Origin of the sequence: Vibrio kagoshimensis, from assembly GCF_050337535.1 — a bacterium.
GTDB classification, from domain to species: domain Bacteria; phylum Pseudomonadota; class Gammaproteobacteria; order Enterobacterales; family Vibrionaceae; genus Vibrio; species Vibrio gallaecicus.
In genome coordinates, this window is sequence record NZ_JAKJSZ010000014.1 from 120,205 (window position 1) to 140,337 (window position 20,133).

A 20,133-nucleotide genomic window follows, 5' to 3' on the forward strand; every position below is an offset into this window, starting at 1 on the left:
GTATCGAACTACGCTATCAGGAGAGTAAGGTTACTTTAATTGAATTAGTGGTTTTTAGAATGTTATTTAATAAAAAACTCTCTGACACAATGTACCAGAGAGTTTTTATTATAAGGTGCAGGCTACTACTTTAGGTAACTAACGTGATTCATTAGCAGACACTTGCACTTTATCCAATTCCGTCAGCAGTCCTTTAAATAAACTCACACTGCCCAGCAATAAAATAATAGTGAAAGGCATAGCCGCTATAATGGTAATAGATTGCAGCGCTTGAATAGATTGAGTACCACCAATCCACAACATGACCATTGCAATCGCACCAGAAATAACAGCCCAAACCACCTTCTGCTTCACTGGTACTTCTAATTTACCACCAGCCGTCATGCCATCAATTACGATAGATCCCGAATCAAGTGTGGTCACAAAGAATACAATGATTAATGCAACGGCGATTACAGATAAAATACTGCCAAACGGGTAGGCATCTAGCATATAGAACAAGCTTAGAGACACATCTGTAATACCCTGATCAATACCAAGCTGACCTACTTTATCCATTACTTGTTCGATAGCTACACCACCAAAGATAGACATCCAAGCTGTTGTCACTAATGTTGGAATAATCATTACACAAAGCAAGAATTCACGAACAGTACGACCTTTAGAAATACGAGCAACGAACATACCGAAAAATGGTGCATAAGCAACCCACCAAGCCCAGTAGAACACAGTCCAACCATGTAGCCATGTTGTATCTTCACGACCAGAAGTTTGACTTAATGCTACGATGTTTTTCACATAACCCGTGACTGCTGTAGCCAAAGAATCAAGCACTGTAGTGAAATTCAAAACAGCAATAAGACCAAGGAATATAAACGCAATAACCATATTTAGGTTACTAAGGAACTTAACACCTCCGTCCATGCCACGCAGAACAGAAACAATCGCTAAACCCATGATCAACACGATAATAGCTTGCTGAAGATAGATGTTATTCTCTAAGCCGAAAACATGGCTAATCCCACTTGCCGCTTGTGTACCACCTAAACCCAATGATGTAGCCAAACCAAACAGAGTCACTAACACTGTCAGTACATCGATAACATCGCCGGTTTTACCCCAAACACGATCACCCAATAATGGATAAAATACTGAACGCATTGATAGCGGTAAACCTTTGTTATAAACAAAGTATGCAAGGCAAAGTGCTGTCATCCCATAGATAGCCCATGCATGTAAGCCCCAGTGGAAAACTGTTGCGCCTAGTGCTAACTCACGACCGGCTTCTGTATAAGGTTCAGCATTCAATGGTGTTCCGAACCAATTGGTGAAGAAAGCAGTTGGCTCTGCAACACCCCAGAAAATAAGCCCAATCCCCATACCAGCGGCAAAAAGCATTGCAATCCATGATGCTTTGGAATAATCAGCCGTCGCATCTTCACCACCTAAACGAATTTTACCTAAAGGTGAAAACGCCAGGATGATTGCGAACACTAACAGGATGTTAGCTCCCCACATGAATAGGAAATCGAAGTTCGATAAAACAGCGCCTTTAATAGAATCAATCGCCGCTTTTGCATCAGCAGCTGGTAGCGCAAGAAGAGTGATGATGAAAAGAATAGATAAACTGACAGATGCCACAAAAACGGTGTTATGGACATCCATGCCCCATTTGCTGACGTTATCTTGACCGACTTGATAATCAGTAGAATCAATACTGTACTTTTTTGATTTAAAACTCATAAATTATGATGTTCACATATCCGAGAGATCGAATATAAGGACCAACTCCATATCCAATTACAACTTGATTGGCTAGTCACATCATATAAAGCGATATGATAAAACTTTGTGCTCAACCCCAAGCGGCGTATGGTAACACAAATTCAAGTCTCCAAATTTTGATGTGGGTTCTTAGATTTAGATCTGACAATAACCTGACCAATGCATATTGAATAATGTTCAAGCATCACTATAAGCACATTCAGAGCATTACACCTCGTCTTTAACCATCCACGAATTACATCAACCGTTAACTAGCGATTAACAATTATAAGCCCTCTCATCTCGCACAATCACAATTGTTATGTTATAACATTACAAAACAACCAATCCATTTTTCTACATAACGAAAGCCGTTGTAAGAGATTTGACGACCAGATTGCTACTTAGGAAATGACACAATGAATACCGCTTTGATTGAACAGCCCCTCACAAACATCTCTCCACAGAGTAATATTGAGCCGTGTTTCAGCACTGGGGAGCACCCAACAGTTCTAAGTGATATCTACCAAGAGCACATCAACATTGCGATTTGGCGACGTAATAATGACGAAGAACTAGCTCAAGCAGTCAGCCACTTTCTTACTCAGAACCTGAGTGTTAGAAAATCCATAACTCTCACTCCTGAAAATGCGTATGAAAAGCTCGAGTACGCGACAGACGGGACCGCGCCTAAAGCGCTACTGGAGAACATGGTAGAACTCGTTGATATGTACTGCTACCTCTTCGACCTCAAGCAAGCTGGTCTACGTTTAGCAACTCTAGATAGTGCGATGTGCCCTAGATTCCATGTTGATAAAGTACCTTGTCGATTAGTTTCCACCTACCATGGAATTGCAACGCAATGGCTGCCAAATCATGTACTAGATCGATCAAAATTAGGACATGGAAGTAATGGACAACCGGATTCAACCTCTGGTCTTTATACACAAGAATCCGATATTCAGAAGGTGACTTGCGGTGATGTAGCACTTCTTAAAGGGGAGCTTTGGATTGGAAACGAACATTCAGGGCTGGTCCATCGTTCACCAGCCATGAAATCCGAAGAAACTAGGTTATTACTGACGCTCGACTTCGGTTAGTAAGCACCTAGAATAGCGCCTATCTAAATGTTTGACGTAAAAAGTGGTAAGTAAAAGTGCATCAAACACAAGAGTGCAAGCTAAGGCTATAACCAGAAAAACTCACTACTCAATTAAGGTAATGTCAAAAACTGTCGAACGATTTCGCCCCATTTCTTTAGAAAAGTATAACGCTTTATCTGCATGCTCTAACCATGACAAGTGATTACTTTGAGAGCTCGACACCTCACAAATCCCCAAGCTTATCGTGTACTGAACGGAGCTCCCTTGGTATTCAACAATCGAGCTTTCTATTCGCTTCCGAAGCCTTTCTGTGAAATAGAGAGCTTGCCCAGCACAAGTTCCAGGTAAGATGATGGTAAACTCTTCTCCGCCATAGCGACCGCATATATCTGATGATCTCGATGCTCTTCGAAGTTCATCGGCGACATGACGTATCACTTGATCACCCACTGTATGCCCATAGGTATCATTAACACGTTTAAAATGGTCAATATCAAAGATCACAATAGACGAGACAATGCCAGATACATGGCACCTATTGAATTCTTGTTGAAGACAGTTTTCCCAATAACGACGGTTGAATAACTTAGTTAAGCCATCTGTTCGGCTAAGATCAGATAGCTTTTGGTTTGAATCAACAAGATGAATTTTATTTTTTGCAATGTCAGTAACGTCATTCACTACAATACTAACGTGTGAAACATCACCATTCACAGAAGTAAGGGGAGAGAAGGTCACGTTTTGATGCATCTCTTCTAAGCCATTTGAAATTGGGCTGAAATTTTTAAATTTAAACAAGTAAGGTCGGTCTTCCCAACATGAAAAACTACGACTCTTTAGCTTAAAAGCGGTATCAACTTTTCTTTTTACCCATTCTTCAGGGAGATCTGTCACAACCTCAAATAACGGCTTACCAATGATCTCATTGGCTTTTATTCCGCTATATGACTGCATAAAAGAATTCCAAGCATATACTTGATAATCACGATCGATAACTATCAGTCCGGCATCGAGACCACCAATAATCTGCATTGCCCAATGCAAGTCACCTATATCTGTCGTATTCATAATACCGTCTCTAAAATGTCGCCAATCGCGTTCAATGATTCATTGTGCATTAGAAAAATAACATCACAGGCGAGATCGATGTCTTCACTTTTATATACAAATTCAATGGTAAAAATGTCTTTGTCATACCCAGAAAGAAATTGGTTACACCCAAGAGATTCTTGAAGCTGTTCTTTTTCTAAAATAATCGGCTGACGCAAAGATATGGAAATATCAAGCTGCTTACTAAAAGAGACAAGAAATGAAGAAACAGTCAGGTTGGCTAAATCCAGAATTATTTCACTCGTTGAATTTTGATCCTTTGCGATATTTTGATCACTACCGCCATAAACCTGCGCAAGTTGACTAAGCCCATCGCCATGCAAACAAACCAGCGCTTCACCGTTGATACCGTGCCCAACAAAACGTTGAGAAACTGCACGATATTCAGAATGGTCAACAATATCTTGCACTGTCATTTTCAATTCTGATTGATGCAATGAAGCTACGTTGGGAATTGGCATCTCGATAAATTGACCAACTTGCTCAGAAATCAAAGAAGCACTTGTACCAAGGGCAACATTACTCATTTCTTTGATGTTGGCTATGATGTCAAATTGTGAAAGTTGGGATCGTTGAACAGGTTCAACTTTTGATGACGGGACTAAGTAATCATCTAACAGTACTGCCAGTTCCATTGGTGCAAAGGGCTTATCTAAAAACGCAATTGCTCCCAAGTCTATGCAGCGTTGTTTCGCTTGGCTTTGAATATCAGCAGAAACCACAACGACTTTCGTTGGGTAGGTATTGACTGGCAAAGCAGTTAATACGCCAAACCCATCTAAAACAGGCATCGTCAAATCGAGAAATAGCAGATCTATAGGGTGAGCAGCGAGCAATTCAAGCGCCTGCTGTCCATTCTCAGCTTGAAAGATCTCAAGGTGAGATGATATGTCCAGATGCCTAATTATTGACTTTCTAGCGATAATTGAATCATCGCATACTAAGATATTCATTGGCTGAGCAAATGTGTTTGTTGATAACAAACCATCATGCCATATATTTATGCTCAATGACTTCCAAGTTGTTTCATTTGTGACCAGAGACTAAGTATTGACGTCAACAATTCGGCCATTATTACATATTATGTGCGTAACTCGCTGTTTCCGCATCATTTCTGCCTAATAGATAGTATAAAAGGGCCGACTAACACAATGAATTTTCAGATAAATATAAATGCCAGCCCAAGAAACCACTTACGGTGGGTTATCTTCGAAATATTGTTGTAAGTAATCGATTAATGCTCTGACAGTCGGTGATAGATGTTTTCTAGAAGAATAAAGCGCATACACGGTAAGTTCCGCTGGCTTCCATTCAGGTAAAACCGATTCTAACTCACCAGACTTTAAATATTTATTCACTAAGTAATCGGGCTGGATGGCAACTCCCCCATTGCAAAGCGCAGCGTGAAGCAAAGCCGTGGCTTCATTGGCTGTTAGCTTGCACTCAACATCAACGGATTGCTGCTGTTCTCCCTGTGTTAAATGCCATACATGCCGCTGAAAGTTTTTATACCCCAAGCAGCGATGTTCAATAAGTTGTTTAGGTTCAACAAGTTTATCTCTCGTAGCTAAGTAGGTTGGAGAGGCAACAAGTTGCGATTTACACAAGGCAATTGGCTTACCGATCAAAGATGGATCGGGGTTAGACGCAATACGAATCGCCAGATCAATTTGCCTTTCGGTTAAATCAGCAACAGAGTCCTGTAAATCAATATCGACATAAACTTTGGGATGTATGGACATGAACTCTTGCAGTGCAGGAACAAGCTGTGAAAATCCAAATGACATGCTTGTCGCGACTCTTACACTACCAGAGAGTTCTTCACTTTTATCACTCAACTCGAGTAGAGCTTCCGCTTGTTCCAGCCAAAGCTCTACTTCTTTCAAGCAACCTACTCCTGCACTAGTTAATGTGACCTTACGAGTAGTTCGGTGTAATAAGCGCACGTTGAGCCATTTTTCCATCGCTTCAACATAACGAGTCACCGTAGGTCGTGACATTTCGAGCCTATCAGACGTCGCCGTAAAACTGCCTGATTGAGCAATATCAACAAACACCTTTGCTGCAGTTAATTTATCCATTCACTAGCTCGATTTAAGAAATTATGACGCTTGATTCTGTGTGTTTTTTGCAGAACATCAATCTTTTATGATTCATTTCGTCAAAGAAACACACCTTAATTTGAGTACTTATAATTCAATCCAGTTTAAACAGCGATTCGTCTAGTTTACTGTAAACATTTAATCAAACTTAGCAGGCATCATTTCAAATAAACGTAAATACTTTCAACCATTACTACGGTGGCTCCCGGCTTTAAACCAAAACCATTTAAGGCAGTTTCAATCTCATATCCACTCGATGCATTCCTAAACCCCATCCATCAGATATGTAATTCACCTCTAATGCTCCGTACTTAGCAAAAAAAGGAGCCGACAAATGGCTAGCTGCAATTTGAATTTCTTCTGAACCTAGACACTTTGCACGAGCAATCGCCCTAGTCATAAATTCATTACCGATACCCGACCCTTGGGTATCTGGAGAGATTAAAATCCAATTTAGATGACAATTTTTCTGGTCATCCACAGCCAAACCATAAGCACCAACGATATGACTGTTTACCATACAAACTTCATAACCTTCGGGGAAGCTATTCAAAAAGCCGGAGTAATCTTCACGTTCATTAGTCGCAAAGTATAATGGACAGTTTTCATCAAAGATTTGAAGACAAGCATCTCTATCGCTTGGTTCAAAAGGTTTAAACTCAATATGATTTGCCATGGTATTTCCTATTAAAGTTTGAGACTGACTCAATTTATGAGTTAGCTCGCTAGTGCTTGTTATGATTCTAGATTTTATTCTAACCAATGTTCGAAAAGCATTGGTCCTTCCCAGTTAATATTTCAAATGTATCACAGGTTCCATCAGATAAGTTCTCTCTACTATCAGCAACCATAATCACTTTTATATTCAGATAGATATACATTAGAGACACTCACCATTGATCGAATCAAAGGGTTCAACCGTACCTAACTAGGCAATCAAGAGCACATACAAGACATGAATTTTATCCTTAGTAATGCATCAGTTTTGGTTTAACGCATTGGCTATAGGTGATAAATGTTGTGCTTGTTAGCCTCATATTAGGAGTAACACATGGATAAAAAGCTCACCATCAAAGAGTTTCTCAGAGTGTTCGACTGTATTCGAGCATCTGGTGATAGGTTAGATGACCGATACGTTTTAGATGAAGTATACGCATGGCACGATTACGATGGATACACCTGTTGGTTAAGCTACAAAGACGTAACCGTAACGCTAATGTTTCACGGAACACTTAAAATTGAGCACGGTAAACCGTCCAATTACTCCGCTTTCATCAGCCATTGCTTAGCAATGATTACTACTAAACCAATACATTGAAAAAAGTCTCATGAACGGAGTTAAGATGAATATAGCTCACATTAAAAGAGTTCAAATACACTACTCGATGAAGAAAATAGCCTTTTTGTTGTTAGTCTTTACTAGCTATTTTTTATGCTCTAAAGCCGTAATGGCTTCAGGAAAGAATATGATCGATTTTACAAAAGCGAGCGAACAACATAACTGGACTGCAACCAACGATAATGTAATGGGTGGCGTTTCAACAGGCAGTTTCATCTATGGCGGTCAGTTAAGTCGATTCATCGGTGAGTTATCGTTTGCCAACAATGGTGGATTCAGTTCAGTAAACCGAGCGATTGAGACTCTGTCCAATAAGCCGGACACCGTTGAACTAACATATATTGGTGATGGACGCACTTACCAACTCAGGCTCACAACATGGAAAGACGGCTACCGAATAAACTACAAACACGATTTTTCCACTGTTCAAGGAGAACAATTTAAGAGAGTTTTCCATCTTAGTGATTTTCAAGCAGTGTTCAGAGGGCGAATGCTCAGCGGAGCTCCTAAAATTGATGCAAAAGAAATAAAACAAATTGGCTTTCTAATTGCAGATAAGCAGCCTCTTCCCTTTTCTCTTAATTTAATTCAGATCCAATTTAAAAAATCACAAGAACCTAATAAGTAACGAAATTAAATCATTAAAAATCCAATAGCATTTCTAAGAAAAGTTGTCTTGATGCCGAGCTATTAGCCCTATGTGTCTCATATTCTACATGCGTATCATGAGTCACTGATGGTGATAGCTTTATACTCCATAGCGCGTTGAGTTGGTTTGGTACAATTGAATATCTAACATCGATAACACGCAGTTCATCGCTAGGAGCTTTGGCTAAAAAGCCCTTTGAAAACTGGCTGAAGCGTTCAATGTCTTTAGCTTGTTGTGAATTAAGGTCGAGCCAAGGAAAGTCCCTACTCATCTCTAGCTTTTCTATGGCTTCACCTGGGTATTTTTTCACTGAAGTCCCTACCCTCACTGCATCAACATGGTAGTAACCCTCAGTTTCGTAGATAACCTTCCACAACAAAATATTGGCGAAACTCGGTTTCGCCTCTAACCGAATAGGGGCATGTTGTCGTTCATTTGCTAATTGCCATCCCGCAGCCTCAGCGCGATCTCTTTGTATCATACCTAATGTTGGATACGTTAAAGCCCAAAGAAATGCGATACGAGCAAACCAAGTGTTTCGTTTAAGCATTGTGAATAAGAGCAGTATCAATATAGGCAGGGTGAACACGGGGTCAATCACGGATACGCTATTCCAAGCATAACGCTCACTGGTTAGAGGCCAAAATAATTGAGTGCCATAAGAAGTACAAGAATCCAGCAACGCGTGAGTGCTATAACCTAGTGCGCTATAAAGCCAACTTTGTTTAAACGAGAGTCGCTGTGGCTTTCCGATCAGCCAGTGAAAAGCAAGAGCACATATAAAACTGCCCAGAGGAATAAAAAAGAGTGAATGAGTAAATTGCCGGTGAAACTCCAAAAAAAGTAATGGATCGCTCTCTGACCGGATAAATACATCCAGATCCGGAGCCATTCCTGCGAGTAGACCAAAAGCACCGGCGACGATTAAGTGTTGTTTTTGGCTTACTGATAAGGACAAAGAAGCCCCCAGCACACCTTGTGTTAATGGATCCATAATTAACTCATTGATTGCATATGACTTAATAATAGATGCTCAGCTGAGGTTCACCACTAAATTGCTCTTCGCAACTCAGCGCTGTTTCGCTACGAAAACAAGTTTAGCACTTGGCGTGTTTTGAAAGATTGACTGACTTCATTTCGCTAAATTTCGCCCTTGAAAACTAGTGTCATTGAAATTTTCGATCATCAATTGCTAAATTAGCGATTATCCAATTAAAAGACCATCACATGATCGCAAAGGTAACGACCATTAACATTGACCAACACCATTTCAGCTACAAATTGCCCTTTCGCTTTAGTAAATGATTGTTTCCAGACGATTGCCACTGAGTCGGGACGTTTGAACACAGCAACAAACTCACGTTCAGCAAAGTATCCTTTTTCTGATTGATACTGCTCACAGACTTTATGAAGGTAATCTTTAGTCACTATACTCTTCATGCGATCCGTAAAGTCTTGAACATGCCTTTCATAATTAATTTCAGTTGATGCTTCCATCAAATTATCCATTATAGGATTAGCTATATCCAAAACTTGCTGTTCTGATAACCCTTCAAAATTCATATATTTCCCTATAACTTTTCAGTCAAAATAATAGTTCTCATCAGCTCAAAAATCACAACGCTCTTCTATACGTGGGATGTTTTCATTCCTCTCTAACTCATCGAAAACTAGGAATTTATCTCTATCAATGAAAACTTCAAATTGAATATTGTTATCACCGCCACCGAGGAACTTTTCAGGCCAACTAGGCCAAAACTTGTAAACATTTCCGGTAAAGTTGACCGAGCTATCTGGGTCTAGCGGAGTCATTTTCTGCGCAAAGTCACCCTCAACAACGTACGCAAAGATATTATTATCGACTAAAAAGTCATCTCCACTATTCCCTCCAATAATGTACCAAAGCTGAGGTTCAGGGGTATTAAAGTAATCAGTAGGTGAAATTGAAAAAGGTTCAAAACAATTACGTTCAATACTTTCTCTTCTCATACCGCCATAAACTAACGTGCTGACAATGATGATAAAAATCCATACTGCTCTCATTATTGTTCACCTGAGATAATTAATAAGCGTTTAATACACAGAAAAGTGACCTTACCTGCGCCTAATAAGATTGATAAGGTTTACTGAAATTAAACAGGCATTTTTCCGACATACATTGTCTTTAAGAGAAGAGCGGTCAGTAGTACCTAAGTAACTAGATGTAGATGTAGCAAAATAGCTGACAACAATATAAACCTTCGGCTAATAAGACCGACTTAATTCATGAGATCAAAGATAGAGAAGGCAGCTTAAATTGTTAGAGATATATCGGAGGTTAAAGCAAGAAACAACTTGGCTTACTGGTATCACGCAATGTGATTATTGTTCCCGTTGAATAAGAGCTTTTAAGCGCGCCATTGCTCAATTCGGTATGACTAAGATCTGTCTTGTATAAATCGGCTCGTTGTAAGTCAATATTACACATCTGAGCATGGCTCATATTGGCATTACGTAAATCAGAATCACGGAAAATAGCATTATTTAAGCATGCATTCTGGAAGTTTGCGTACATGATATCGGCATCACTCATATCGCTACCGGACAAATCACTGTGGCTAAAATCAGTACGAATTAAGTTCGCTCTTCGTAGATCGAGCCCCTTTAGGTTGAGGTGACTAAGGTCAGCGCCCCCTAAAACAGCACGTTTACCACCTTCATTTTTAAGCCATAAGCTGTGCTGCTCTATAATAAAACCCAGTTCCTGTTTAGTGTACGTATTCATAAAAAACCATACTTACTTAATTTTACTTTGCCATATTTCACTATCCGGGCCGACAACACATTCGCCATCAACTCTCATTGATAAACGAATAATGCAGCGTTTCATCACTTCTTTAAAATCATCTTCTGGTAAGTGTCTGACTGAATCCACTAAGGCTTTGCAGTGAGGTGCAGTCTGCTCTTTTAAAGTGTAAAACACCCATTTTCCCTTCTTCTCATGGTTAAGCAGCCCAGCCTTGTACAGCATTTTTAAATTTCGAGAAACGTTGTACTGAGTTTCACCAATGATATCCATAGCCTCTGCAACTGCCATGCATTCGTCAACATGCAGAAATAACCAAAACAAACGTAATCGGTTTGGTTCCGATAACGCTTTCAACGAATCAATATATTTTTCATCCATCACGGTGTTTACCTTTTCAACTAATAGCGCCACTCAAACCGAGTGGCGCGACAATTCTATAGAGCGTATTGGAAAATAGCGCCACCCAAAATGGCTGTAGTTAACACTATCCCAACAAACGCTATCACTGCTTTTCTTTTAAGAACAGCTGATACTAGCGCGATTTCAGGCAAACTTGCACCAGTACCACCAATAATTAATGCTAATGCAGCGCCTAATCCCATTCCTTTCGCTATCAATACGTTAAGTAAAGGAATTGCCATTTCAATCCGGAGATAAAGTGGAATACCAATAAGTGAAGCAATCACTATCGACTCAAAGCTACCGCCCCCTACATATTTCTCCACAAGATCGGCAGGCAAATAAGCTGCAGAAAAACCACTGATCGCCGCGCCCAATAGGACGTATGGGATAATGCGTTTGAACAAAGTCCATGCCCCGCCCATGGCATTACGCATTCTTGAAGCTGAAGAAGGTACACCACCGCAAGTGATCGCCTTTTCTGAACTACAACTATTTCCCTTGGTGTTTTCAAGCTCGCCATCACGTTTGATTTCATTTCGCCAAGGAGATTTAGATATCAAATACCCCCCAAGTACTGCCGCACTAAAGGTAATTAAGAAATAAACCACGGTGATCTTTAACCCAAAGGCAGCGTAAACCATCGCCAATACGATGAAGTTACATAATGGTGCTGAAATGATAAAACTCATGACGGTACCAAGTGATGCTCCCATTGATGCCATTGCCATGGTCACAGGAACAACGGCCGCACTACAAAATGGGGTCAGCATTCCAAAAAAAGCGCCTAGTAAGGTTCCCCACTTATCATGTTTAGTCAGTGTTGCCTGGAGTTTATCTTGCGGAATATATTCTCGCATAATACCAGTTAACACAGACACAACAGCAATGATCAGCACTAGACCTTTAGCCACATAAAAAAACTCATTTAACGCAATTACTAATTTAGCATCCACAATTGGAATCTCTACAAGTGAAAATAGAACCGAATCATATACACACATGCACAATTGAGCAAGTGTGTATATTTAAAAAGTTATATGCTCGCGATTCGTAAAATTGTCATTGTCCATAATTGGGATAGCGGATAGCGGATAGCGGATAATATTTTTCGATATAAATAAAAAAAGCGAGCACTACGCTCGCTTTTAAAATATTGATTTAAGCTTTTATGAGGGGAAATCTCTATATCATAATAGTCTTTCGTAAGCTGTTTAAGCCATAAGCCATAAGCCATAAGCCATAAGCCATAAGCCATAAGCCAAAGTACTTACAATCGAGATTACTTACCAAATTTCTTCAATTAAAGAGTCTTTGAGCTGGGTTGCCGAAGCAATATCTTCTTTGGACATATGCTGTTTAACATCCGCAATCTCTTTTTCTGCATCCGAGTCACCATACTCATACGCAACTTCGAACCATGCCAGCGCTTTAACGAAATCGCTCCACGTGCCGTGACCGTTACGGTAAGCATAACCAACTGAATATTGGCTATAAGCATTCCCCTGCATTGCACCACCAGTGTAATACTCTAGTGCTTTCTTGTAGTCAGTGGTTTTGAAATTACAGGCTTTTTTGTACTCTGCATAAGAGTAAATATCGCCCATTTTGGCATAGGAAAGCGCATGTTCATCTTCGTCAATAGCGTTGTTAAATAGTTGCATCGCTTTAGAGCAGCTTTTGTCTACGCCTTCTCCTTTAAGAAAAGAAATACCCAAATTATACATTGCGCTTACATCACCTAAGTTTGCCGCTTGCTCAAACCAATACGCTGCTTTAGAGAAGTCCTGCCCGATGCCTTTTCCATCATTGTATGAAAAGGCAAGTTGATACATAGCATCCGAATATCCAGCTTGCGCAGAAGCTAAGTAATAGTCATTGCCTTTTTTATAATCGACAGGTGTCCCTTCGCCATCAAAGTACATCACAGCCAACGAGTAGAGCACATAAGGGTCTTTGCTTTGTTCAGCTTTGTGGTACCAGCGAAGTGCTTTCTCATATTGATCATTATCGTAATGCATATCAGCTAAACTAATCATTGCCTTTACTTCGCCAGCTTGTGCCACTTTCTTCATGTATTCATAGCCACGATCGACATTCTCGTCATACATTGAATCTTCTATCAGAAGGCTAGCCGCCTTCATCAATAATTCATTATCACTCGACTTTTCTGCCGCCTTTAATAAGGCGATATCTTCACTCTCAAAATATTCTAAATCTAGATCGTAAGCAAAAGCATTGGTGGATAACACCAGAGACAGTGACGTTAAGAAAATACCACTTTGTTTTATCATTTAAGCCATTCCATGTATTAGTATAGTTTCACATGAATATATCAAAATGCTATTGAAAATAAAGGAGTTTCCTGTTTAGTAAATCAGTTTAATTCCATTATGTGATCGCTAAAAAACACAGTTCAGGGAAATATAACTATGAATAAAAAAACCACCATTTGAAGGTGGCTTTGTTAGTAGACTTAACACAATTGAACGTAACTCTAGCAAGCTTTATTAGTACAAGATTAACTAGAGAAAGCTCAACGCTAGTAAAACTCAGCTCATTTACCGTTTTACCGCGAGTAACTAGCTCTCTTGCAACTTAGCCGACATTGGTTTTTGTTTCATTTCCCGTCCAGGCTTAACAATCAGCCCAACCCCAATTAAAAACAGGATACAAGTAACTATTTGGGCGATATTTAGCACTTCATCATACATAAAGTATCCAGAGATCAAGGCAAACACTGGCACCAGTAATGTGAGAGGCGCTGTGGTACTCAGGGGATAACGAATCAATAATCGATTCCATACCCAGTAACCAAACAATGTGGTTGGATAAGCTTGGAAAACAACGGCTAGTGTGGTGTTAAAATCCCATACATCTAAGGCATGCCAAATAATACCCGGTCCATAAAGGCTCACAGCAAATAGAACAAGAGGAATTGGCGCAAATAACATTCCCCACACGTTAAACGCAAATGCCTGTGTGGTTTGAGACGCTTTTACTATCATGCCCATTACCGTCCAACATGAAGCGGCAATCATAATAAACATCAAACCATCTAGGGTAATATTGCCATTAGTCGCTGAGATCAATACCAAAAGAGCGACCAATGCCGTCACAGCCCCAATAACTTTTCGCATTGAAGCTTTTTCTTTATGGATAAATACGCCAACGGCCATGCTGATTAAAGCGTTAGATGAAAGCAAAACAGAAGACATACCCGAAGAAAGTCCTGCTGTAATCGACCAGGAAGCCATACCCCATATTCCTACACCGAACACTAAGCCATAAGCAAACAAGTAACGCCAAGCTACGTTAGGTTTTCTAATAAAAAATATGGCTGGTATCACCGCCAACGTAAATCGAGCAGCAGTCGCCAGTAACGGATGCACTTCAGTGATCCCCAACTTAATCATTGAGAAGTTAAAACCCCATATCGCCATGACGAATATTGCCAAAAATAAATCGTTTCTTATCATAACTGTCCCCTCTTTTTGTTGAAAAAGAGTATTACTCGAGTACAGTTATCAGTACAGATACAATTTTTTAAACAAAAAGAAGTACAGTTACAGCCTATGAGTATGTACAGAATGATGGCGAGCAAGTTTATCCGCGAGATTGAAGCCGGAAAACTGACAGAAGGAAGTCGTATGCCTTCATTACGACAAGTATCAAAGCAGCAAGCTGTGAGCATGTCGACTGCTGTAAGTTGCTATCAAGAGTTGGAATCTCAGGGTTGGATTCATGCTAGACCTCAAGCAGGGTATTATGTGTCGGCGCAACCGAGTACACACAGCACACCGGAATGGGCACAATTTGTTAGTAAGGTCTCGAAAGTTAACCAGAACTTCTCCATCCACTCTCTTCATAATGGACCTCTTGGCGTATCGAGCACAACAATTGACGATCTCGCGCTGAATGAACTTGAACGAAGTTTTCGTAGGGCAAGCAAACGGCTCGGCAGCCGACTCAATCAATACCCAGATACTCAAGGCGACCCTTTGCTACGTAACGCATTAAGTGTTCATTTTGCAAAGCTTGGTCTGCATATTAACTCTGAGGAATTGGTCATCACTTCAGGGTGCATGCCTGCCATCAAAGCAGCCCTAGAAGCCTGTACCCAAGTAGGCGATGCCATTGCCATTAGCTCACCATGCTTTAGTGGCATTTTAGACTTACTCGGGCAGATGGGGCGTAATATCGTAGAAATCCCTTCTCTGAACGATGGAATAGATCTGCTCCAATTAGAAGCGCACTTAGAGCAAGGGAGTGTTAAGGCCGGTTTATTTTGTACATCGCACATGAACCCTCAAGGGATCACCATGTCTGCACAACAAAAACAGAAACTGGCAGAGCTTGCTAATCACTATCAAGTGCCAATGATAGAAGATGACGTTTACCTAGAGCTCTCCTACTCTGAGCACACACCACTACCTGCGAAGTATTACGATCGCGACGGTTACATTCTCTGGTGTGGGTCCGTATCAAAGAGCTTGTCACCGAGTTATCGATTAGGGTGGTGCTTACCCGGCCGGTTTACAGAACGTTACCGCCAGCAGCATAGCGCCTCTTGCTTTGGTGTTTCACTTCCCATTCAACTCGCGGTGGCTGATTTCATTGAGTCTGGGCACTACGCCAAGCAGCTGAAGCGTCGTCGCAGCAAATTACTTAACTTAAGGCAGTCTTATCTCACCTTTCTCTCTGAACGCTTGCCCAAAAAGGTCAAAATAAGTCACCCACAAGGGGGAATGGTACTCTGGTTACAAGTACCAGGGCTTGAGCTTGCGAGATTTACAGAACTAATCGAAGAAAATCAAATCGATATTCGCTTGGGTCAATTGTTTAGTACCCTATCGCTCTATAACGATTGTCTAAGAATAAACATTGGGTTTGAACTATCAACCAATGTGCAAGACGAGTTAGAGCAATTGATAGAAGCAATTAAACAATCCAGCGGCTAATAGATAAAAGTCAGTAGCCAGAAAATCAATCATAGACAAAGTATTACCACTCTAAACCGCCACTTCATCTTCCAAAAAAATAGCCCATGCATATGGGCAATTTTAAGTAACTTAAATTATTGAAATTTATTGTCAAAAGTTTATGACAGTGAAGCCACTAACGCTTTACCAACAGCATGCGCACTCGTTGGGTTTTGCCCCGTAATCACCCTTTCATCAACAATAACTAGTTCATGCCAAGGCTGTGCTTTGCTAAAGCGAGCGGCTTTACGTGAAAGTGACTCTTCAAGCAGAAATGGGATATCAGCAATCGTACCAAAATCGATCTCTTCTTCACGAGTGAAACCCGTTACCGACTTAGAAGCCAGTAGGCTGTCACCATTACTCAATGTGATTGGAAGTAATGCCGCGGGACCATGGCATACTGCCGCGATAATTCCGCCATTCTCGTAATGCTTTGCAGACAATTGAGCGAAGCTCGCGTTCGTAGCAAGGTCTGATAACAACCCAAAGCCACCTGGGTAGAACACTGCGTCATAGTCATCAATATTAATTTGCGAAACTGGGATTGTGTTATTGATTCGATTTTGAAAATCATCATCAGAATACACAACGCTGTTTATTTCATCGGCTTCAACATCAGTACCATAGAGTGGCGCTTTTCCACCTTGAATTGACGCGATATCGTATTCAAAGCCAGCAGCACTAAGCTCGTGAATAACATGAGTGATCTCTGGAGAGTAAGTACCGTTAGCTTGGTCTGTTTCGCCTAAAGTTGCATGGTTCGTTACTGGAATTAGGATCTTTTTCATTATTTTTTCCTTGAAGGCTTTGAGTTCGATAATGATATTAATTCAAAACCATTTGACTGATAATACCGATAATTGGCAAAAGATTATTGCCATACAGCAAAGATGGAAGACATGAACAATTTTGATGGAATTATTGAATTCGTTGCAGTGGCTGAAAGCCAAGGTTTTTCCGCAGCGGCCAAACAGCTAGGTTGCAGTACAAGCCACGTAAGCCGACAAGTATCTAGACTAGAAGAAAGGCTTGGAACGGTGTTGCTGGCTCGTTCAACTCGGCTAGTCAATTTAACCGACGCCGGTCAGCTGTATTACCAACAATGCAGAGAATTGGTCAATGGGTTGCAACAAGCCAATGAAGGTTTGAACTTACAGCAAGTTACATTAAGTGGCACTCTACGTGTAAGCGCCGCAGGTGCCTTTGCAGAAGAGCATGTCGCTCCAGCTTTAATGGAATTCGCTAAGTCTTATCCGGAGCTCACTATCGAGATGGATTTTAATTCCCGAATGGTTAACTTCATTGAAGACGGTATTGATTTCGCCATTCGCTATGGCGCTCTAAAAGATTCTGGTTTGGTTGCGAGAAAACTCGTTGATCGCCCAATGGCAGCTGTCGCGAGTCAGGAATATCTAACACGTCACGGTGAGCCCACCCACCCCAACCAACTAAAACAGCATAGTTGTATTATTGCCAATAATGATCACTGGCTCTTTGAAAATGGTCAAAACACCATTAGCACGCGTGTCCATGGTCGCTGGAAAAGCAATAACTCTAATGCTGTCATCTCTGCTTGCGAACGAGGGCTAGGCATTGCTTACATGCCCAAAAGTAGCCTAGCGAAAGGGCTCAGCTCAGGTTTGCTTACCCCAGTCTTGCAAGACTTTTGGGGGAAAGGAAACAGCAGTTGGATCGTGTATCAAAATCAACGTTTCCTGCCATTACGTGCTCGCTTGGCAATAGACTATCTAGTGGCTCACTTTTCTGGCTGGCGCAGTTAAATAGACACTCAAGTGTAGAGATCTCAATACCCATCTAGCTAAATGAATCCATTAACTTGGTGGAATGGCACCTGTCTGGCATTATGCGCCCAAGAAATCCGTGGTTATTAAGCGGTACAGAATGAACGAAGGTAGTCAGTGGTAGAAAACAACCAACAATTAAGCAACCGTTACGATGAACATGGTTACTTTGTTATCAGAAAATATTTCGATGATGCTCAAATTGCATCACTTAGAAAAGTCGTGCTTAAATTCCATGAATCATGGAAAAAGGACAACGAAGAGTTTTATCAAGAAGAAGCCTTTAACTCGTCTCTAATTACAGGAAGCGAATATTTGCCCGCCGACGATAGAAGCGTACTCTTTGACTTCATAAGCTCAAAACAAGTGATGGACGTGGTCGATGCGGTGATACCGAATAAGCCGGCATTCATGAACACTCAACTGTTTTTCAATCCTGTGAACCCACAACAAAAAGACTTCTGGCATCGTGACTGTCAATACGACTATGACATTGATGACCAAATGAAAGTCATCATGGAAACTCAAGTGTTACACCTGCGTGTGCCCCTATTTGATGAGCCCGGCATGGAGCTTATTCCCGGAACGCACAAGCGCTGGGACAACGAAGAAGAATACAATGTTCGCCAAGAAGAGAATGGTAAAGTGAGCAGTGATGACATCTATGGTGGTAAACAGATACCGTTGTCAGCAGGTGACTTGTTAGTGTTTTCAGCGGATATGATCCACCGAGGTCGATACGGCTTAGATCGTTTGGCATTGGATATTTTGATCTTTGATTCAGCGGCAGATTATGTCGACTACGTGGATGACGATTGTTTACCAACACCATCAATGCTGAACAATATTGCCGATCCAAGGTTGTTCATGAACACGCTACACTTAAAATCGATGTAGTACTTAAAATCGATGCATGCTCTTAACCTAAAGGTACCCGAACCATGACTGACAATAAGCAAAATACCCAAATCAGCCAGTTCCGTTTCGGTCAGCCGAAAGAGTCTCTTAAGCTAGAAAATGTCACTTTAGGGACGCTTGCTGAAGAGATGGTTCGAGTACAAATTGAAGCGACTAACATCAACCCTAGTGATTTGTTGTCGATTTATGGTGTTGGTCAATACAAACACAGCCACCAGCCACCGAGAGTGCCAGGGTTTGAAGCGGTCGGAAGGGTTGTAGAATCCAGCAATGCTGAGTTTACCTTTAATCAGCGAGTGCTAGTGGCAACGAGTGGAACGTGGCAGAACTATGTCGATGTATCGCCAGACAACCTATTCCCTCTACCTCAAGATTTAGACAATGGCTACGCCTGTCAGCTATACATCAATGCACTGACCGCGTGGGTACTGACTACAGAAGTGACAAAGTTGACCAAAGAAGATGTGTTGATAATCAATGCAGGCAACTCAGCCATTGGCAAAATTTTCTCCCAGTTAGCGTCATCACTCGGGTTCACAATCATTGTCGTTACATCACAGCCAAAGCGACCTCGAACAGTTTCAAATCATGTGTTAGATGCTCAAGGTGACTTAGTTTCACAAATTCAACAGCTAAGTTTACCTCAGCCAACGGTTGCCTTTGATGCGATTGGCGGGAAACCCGGAACCGAGCTTATTCATACCCTTGGTAATCAAGGTCGTTTTATCAACTATGGAACGCTGTCACTGGATTTTTATGACCCAAGCTTCTTCGAACACGCGAAAAACCAAAGCATCGATTTCAGCACTTTCTTCTTACGTTATTGGGAGGAAGCAGAGGGTAAAAGTGTCCGCCGTAGTAAATTTATGGCTATGCTGAATCATTTCATCACTCACGATATACAACTCGATGTTGACCGTTATCTACCACTCAGTGAATTTCAGACCGCGATTGATCTGATTGAGTCTGAAACCACGACTTTAAATGGAAAGATTATATTGCTTCCGGTTTAGATGAAGTAGCGCAAAGCCTCTTATTGAATCATCGGACCACTTATCTGTTACATATAACCAAAAATCACACAGACTCCTCATTCATAGGAGCTGTGTGAATCGAAACATCTAGCGCATAACCGCTCGCTGTTCGGCGAGTTCAAAGTGACTCATTTAATGAC

General features: G+C 41.0%; 21 protein-coding genes. 7 read left to right on the top strand and 14 right to left on the bottom strand.

What is annotated here, in order from left to right; translation table 11 throughout:
• Nucleotides 1-138 precede the first annotated feature (138 nt).
• Complete coding sequence (locus L4C37_RS14765) at nt 139-1,743, bottom strand: BCCT family transporter (protein WP_429769022.1); 1,605 nt, start codon at nt 1,741-1,743, stop codon at nt 139-141.
• A gap of 440 nt (nt 1,744-2,183) precedes the next feature.
• Between L4C37_RS14765 and L4C37_RS14770 the strand changes: the two genes are divergently transcribed.
• Nucleotides 2,184-2,864 carry a DUF1826 domain-containing protein gene (locus L4C37_RS14770; protein WP_273296309.1) on the top strand — a complete coding sequence of 227 codons (681 nt, stop codon included), beginning with the start codon at nt 2,184-2,186 and terminating at the stop codon, nt 2,862-2,864.
• A 105-nt stretch (nt 2,865-2,969) separates the two neighbouring features.
• On the opposite strand, the gene L4C37_RS14775 is transcribed toward L4C37_RS14770, so the two are convergent.
• The 4 genes from L4C37_RS14775 to L4C37_RS14790 all read right to left on the bottom strand — a co-directional run bounded on the left by L4C37_RS14775 (nt 2,970) and on the right by L4C37_RS14790 (nt 6,755).
• Nucleotides 2,970-3,935: a sensor domain-containing diguanylate cyclase gene (locus L4C37_RS14775; protein WP_137372026.1), complete on the bottom strand. Its 966-nt coding sequence runs from the start codon at nt 3,933-3,935 to the stop codon at nt 2,970-2,972.
• Nucleotides 3,932-4,930 (bottom strand): response regulator, encoded by a 999-nt coding sequence (locus L4C37_RS14780; RefSeq protein WP_137372269.1) that lies wholly within the window; start codon nt 4,928-4,930, stop codon nt 3,932-3,934. The genes L4C37_RS14775 and L4C37_RS14780 overlap by 4 nt, the downstream gene beginning before the upstream one ends.
• A gap of 240 nt (nt 4,931-5,170) precedes the next feature.
• Nucleotides 5,171-6,058 (bottom strand): LysR family transcriptional regulator, encoded by an 888-nt coding sequence (locus L4C37_RS14785; protein WP_429769023.1) that lies wholly within the window; start codon nt 6,056-6,058, stop codon nt 5,171-5,173.
• A 247-nt stretch (nt 6,059-6,305) separates the two neighbouring features.
• On the bottom strand, nt 6,306-6,755 hold the full coding sequence (locus L4C37_RS14790) for a GNAT family N-acetyltransferase (protein ID WP_429769024.1): 450 nt from the start codon (nt 6,753-6,755) through the stop codon (nt 6,306-6,308).
• Between the two features lie 375 nt (nt 6,756-7,130).
• On the opposite strand from L4C37_RS14790, the gene L4C37_RS14795 reads away from it, so the two are divergent.
• Complete coding sequence (locus tag L4C37_RS14795; protein WP_429769025.1) at nt 7,131-7,397, top strand: DUF3081 domain-containing protein; 267 nt, start codon at nt 7,131-7,133, stop codon at nt 7,395-7,397.
• 25 nt (nt 7,398-7,422) lie between these two features.
• The gene (locus L4C37_RS14800; RefSeq protein WP_429769026.1) at nt 7,423-8,046 is read left to right on the top strand and encodes a CIA30 family protein; all 624 of its coding nucleotides are present in this window, start codon (nt 7,423-7,425) and stop codon (nt 8,044-8,046) included.
• A gap of 13 nt (nt 8,047-8,059) precedes the next feature.
• Here the strand turns inward: L4C37_RS14800 and L4C37_RS14805 are convergent, their stop codons facing one another.
• The 8 genes from L4C37_RS14805 to L4C37_RS14840 all read right to left on the bottom strand — a co-directional run bounded on the left by L4C37_RS14805 (nt 8,060) and on the right by L4C37_RS14840 (nt 14,733).
• A complete protein-coding gene (locus L4C37_RS14805; RefSeq protein WP_429769027.1) occupies nt 8,060-9,061 on the bottom strand; it encodes a metal-dependent hydrolase in 1,002 nt (333 codons plus the stop codon).
• Nucleotides 9,062-9,279: 218 nt separating this feature from the next.
• Nucleotides 9,280-9,630 (bottom strand): hypothetical protein, encoded by a 351-nt coding sequence (locus L4C37_RS14810; protein ID WP_137372020.1) that lies wholly within the window; start codon nt 9,628-9,630, stop codon nt 9,280-9,282.
• Nucleotides 9,631-9,675: 45 nt separating this feature from the next.
• On the bottom strand, nt 9,676-10,110 hold the full coding sequence (locus L4C37_RS14815) for a hypothetical protein (RefSeq protein WP_429769028.1): 435 nt from the start codon (nt 10,108-10,110) through the stop codon (nt 9,676-9,678).
• A 274-nt stretch (nt 10,111-10,384) separates the two neighbouring features.
• The gene (locus L4C37_RS14820) at nt 10,385-10,831 is read right to left on the bottom strand and encodes a pentapeptide repeat-containing protein (protein WP_372266911.1); all 447 of its coding nucleotides are present in this window, start codon (nt 10,829-10,831) and stop codon (nt 10,385-10,387) included.
• 12 nt (nt 10,832-10,843) lie between these two features.
• Nucleotides 10,844-11,236, bottom strand: a complete 393-nt coding sequence (locus tag L4C37_RS14825; RefSeq protein WP_137372017.1) for an ArsR/SmtB family transcription factor — start codon at nt 11,234-11,236, stop codon at nt 10,844-10,846.
• A 53-nt stretch (nt 11,237-11,289) separates the two neighbouring features.
• Nucleotides 11,290-12,210, bottom strand: a complete 921-nt coding sequence (locus tag L4C37_RS14830) for a permease (protein WP_429769029.1) — start codon at nt 12,208-12,210, stop codon at nt 11,290-11,292.
• A 330-nt stretch (nt 12,211-12,540) separates the two neighbouring features.
• Nucleotides 12,541-13,548, bottom strand: coding sequence for a tetratricopeptide repeat protein (locus L4C37_RS14835; protein WP_429769030.1), 1,008 nt, complete (start codon nt 13,546-13,548; stop codon nt 12,541-12,543).
• A gap of 288 nt (nt 13,549-13,836) precedes the next feature.
• Nucleotides 13,837-14,733 (bottom strand): EamA family transporter, encoded by an 897-nt coding sequence (locus L4C37_RS14840; RefSeq protein ID WP_429769031.1) that lies wholly within the window; start codon nt 14,731-14,733, stop codon nt 13,837-13,839.
• Nucleotides 14,734-14,829: 96 nt separating this feature from the next.
• Between L4C37_RS14840 and L4C37_RS14845 the strand changes: the two genes are divergently transcribed.
• Nucleotides 14,830-16,215 carry an aminotransferase-like domain-containing protein gene (locus L4C37_RS14845; protein WP_429769032.1) on the top strand — a complete coding sequence of 462 codons (1,386 nt, stop codon included), beginning with the start codon at nt 14,830-14,832 and terminating at the stop codon, nt 16,213-16,215.
• A gap of 140 nt (nt 16,216-16,355) precedes the next feature.
• Here the strand turns inward: L4C37_RS14845 and L4C37_RS14850 are convergent, their stop codons facing one another.
• Complete coding sequence (locus tag L4C37_RS14850) at nt 16,356-17,027, bottom strand: type 1 glutamine amidotransferase domain-containing protein (RefSeq protein ID WP_137372013.1); 672 nt, start codon at nt 17,025-17,027, stop codon at nt 16,356-16,358.
• 111 nt (nt 17,028-17,138) lie between these two features.
• Between L4C37_RS14850 and L4C37_RS14855 the strand changes: the two genes are divergently transcribed.
• The 3 genes from L4C37_RS14855 to L4C37_RS14865 all read left to right on the top strand — a co-directional run bounded on the left by L4C37_RS14855 (nt 17,139) and on the right by L4C37_RS14865 (nt 19,972).
• A complete protein-coding gene (locus tag L4C37_RS14855; RefSeq protein ID WP_429769033.1) occupies nt 17,139-18,020 on the top strand; it encodes a LysR family transcriptional regulator in 882 nt (293 codons plus the stop codon).
• A gap of 138 nt (nt 18,021-18,158) precedes the next feature.
• A complete protein-coding gene (locus tag L4C37_RS14860; protein WP_429769034.1) occupies nt 18,159-18,938 on the top strand; it encodes a phytanoyl-CoA dioxygenase family protein in 780 nt (259 codons plus the stop codon).
• A 44-nt stretch (nt 18,939-18,982) separates the two neighbouring features.
• Nucleotides 18,983-19,972, top strand: coding sequence for a zinc-dependent alcohol dehydrogenase family protein (locus L4C37_RS14865; RefSeq protein WP_429769035.1), 990 nt, complete (start codon nt 18,983-18,985; stop codon nt 19,970-19,972).
• Nucleotides 19,973-20,133: the final 161 nt, after the last annotated feature.

Excerpts from the sequence above, each read along its gene's own strand:
- L4C37_RS14795 (WP_429769025.1), top strand. The coding sequence starts at position 7,131 with ATGGATAAAAAGCTCACCATCAAAGAGTTTCTCAGAGTGTTCGACTGT.
- L4C37_RS14765 (WP_429769022.1), bottom strand. The coding sequence starts at position 1,743 with ATGAGTTTTAAATCAAAAAAGTACAGTATTGATTCTACTGATTATCAA.
- L4C37_RS14805 (WP_429769027.1), bottom strand. The coding sequence starts at position 9,061 with ATGGATCCATTAACACAAGGTGTGCTGGGGGCTTCTTTGTCCTTATCA.
- L4C37_RS14800 (WP_429769026.1), top strand. The coding sequence starts at position 7,423 with ATGAATATAGCTCACATTAAAAGAGTTCAAATACACTACTCGATGAAG.
- L4C37_RS14845 (WP_429769032.1), top strand. The coding sequence starts at position 14,830 with ATGAGTATGTACAGAATGATGGCGAGCAAGTTTATCCGCGAGATTGAA.
- L4C37_RS14815 (WP_429769028.1), bottom strand. The coding sequence starts at position 10,110 with ATGAGAGCAGTATGGATTTTTATCATCATTGTCAGCACGTTAGTTTAT.
- L4C37_RS14840 (WP_429769031.1), bottom strand. The coding sequence starts at position 14,733 with ATGATAAGAAACGATTTATTTTTGGCAATATTCGTCATGGCGATATGG.
- L4C37_RS14780 (WP_137372269.1), bottom strand. The coding sequence starts at position 4,930 with ATGAATATCTTAGTATGCGATGATTCAATTATCGCTAGAAAGTCAATA.
- L4C37_RS14810 (WP_137372020.1), bottom strand. The coding sequence starts at position 9,630 with ATGAATTTTGAAGGGTTATCAGAACAGCAAGTTTTGGATATAGCTAAT.
- L4C37_RS14770 (WP_273296309.1), top strand. The coding sequence starts at position 2,184 with ATGAATACCGCTTTGATTGAACAGCCCCTCACAAACATCTCTCCACAG.
- L4C37_RS14835 (WP_429769030.1), bottom strand. The coding sequence starts at position 13,548 with ATGATAAAACAAAGTGGTATTTTCTTAACGTCACTGTCTCTGGTGTTA.
- L4C37_RS14820 (WP_372266911.1), bottom strand. The coding sequence starts at position 10,831 with ATGAATACGTACACTAAACAGGAACTGGGTTTTATTATAGAGCAGCAC.
- L4C37_RS14865 (WP_429769035.1), top strand. The coding sequence starts at position 18,983 with ATGACTGACAATAAGCAAAATACCCAAATCAGCCAGTTCCGTTTCGGT.
- L4C37_RS14855 (WP_429769033.1), top strand. The coding sequence starts at position 17,139 with ATGAACAATTTTGATGGAATTATTGAATTCGTTGCAGTGGCTGAAAGC.
- L4C37_RS14790 (WP_429769024.1), bottom strand. The coding sequence starts at position 6,755 with ATGGCAAATCATATTGAGTTTAAACCTTTTGAACCAAGCGATAGAGAT.
- L4C37_RS14775 (WP_137372026.1), bottom strand. The coding sequence starts at position 3,935 with ATGAATACGACAGATATAGGTGACTTGCATTGGGCAATGCAGATTATT.
- L4C37_RS14850 (WP_137372013.1), bottom strand. The coding sequence starts at position 17,027 with ATGAAAAAGATCCTAATTCCAGTAACGAACCATGCAACTTTAGGCGAA.
- L4C37_RS14785 (WP_429769023.1), bottom strand. The coding sequence starts at position 6,058 with ATGGATAAATTAACTGCAGCAAAGGTGTTTGTTGATATTGCTCAATCA.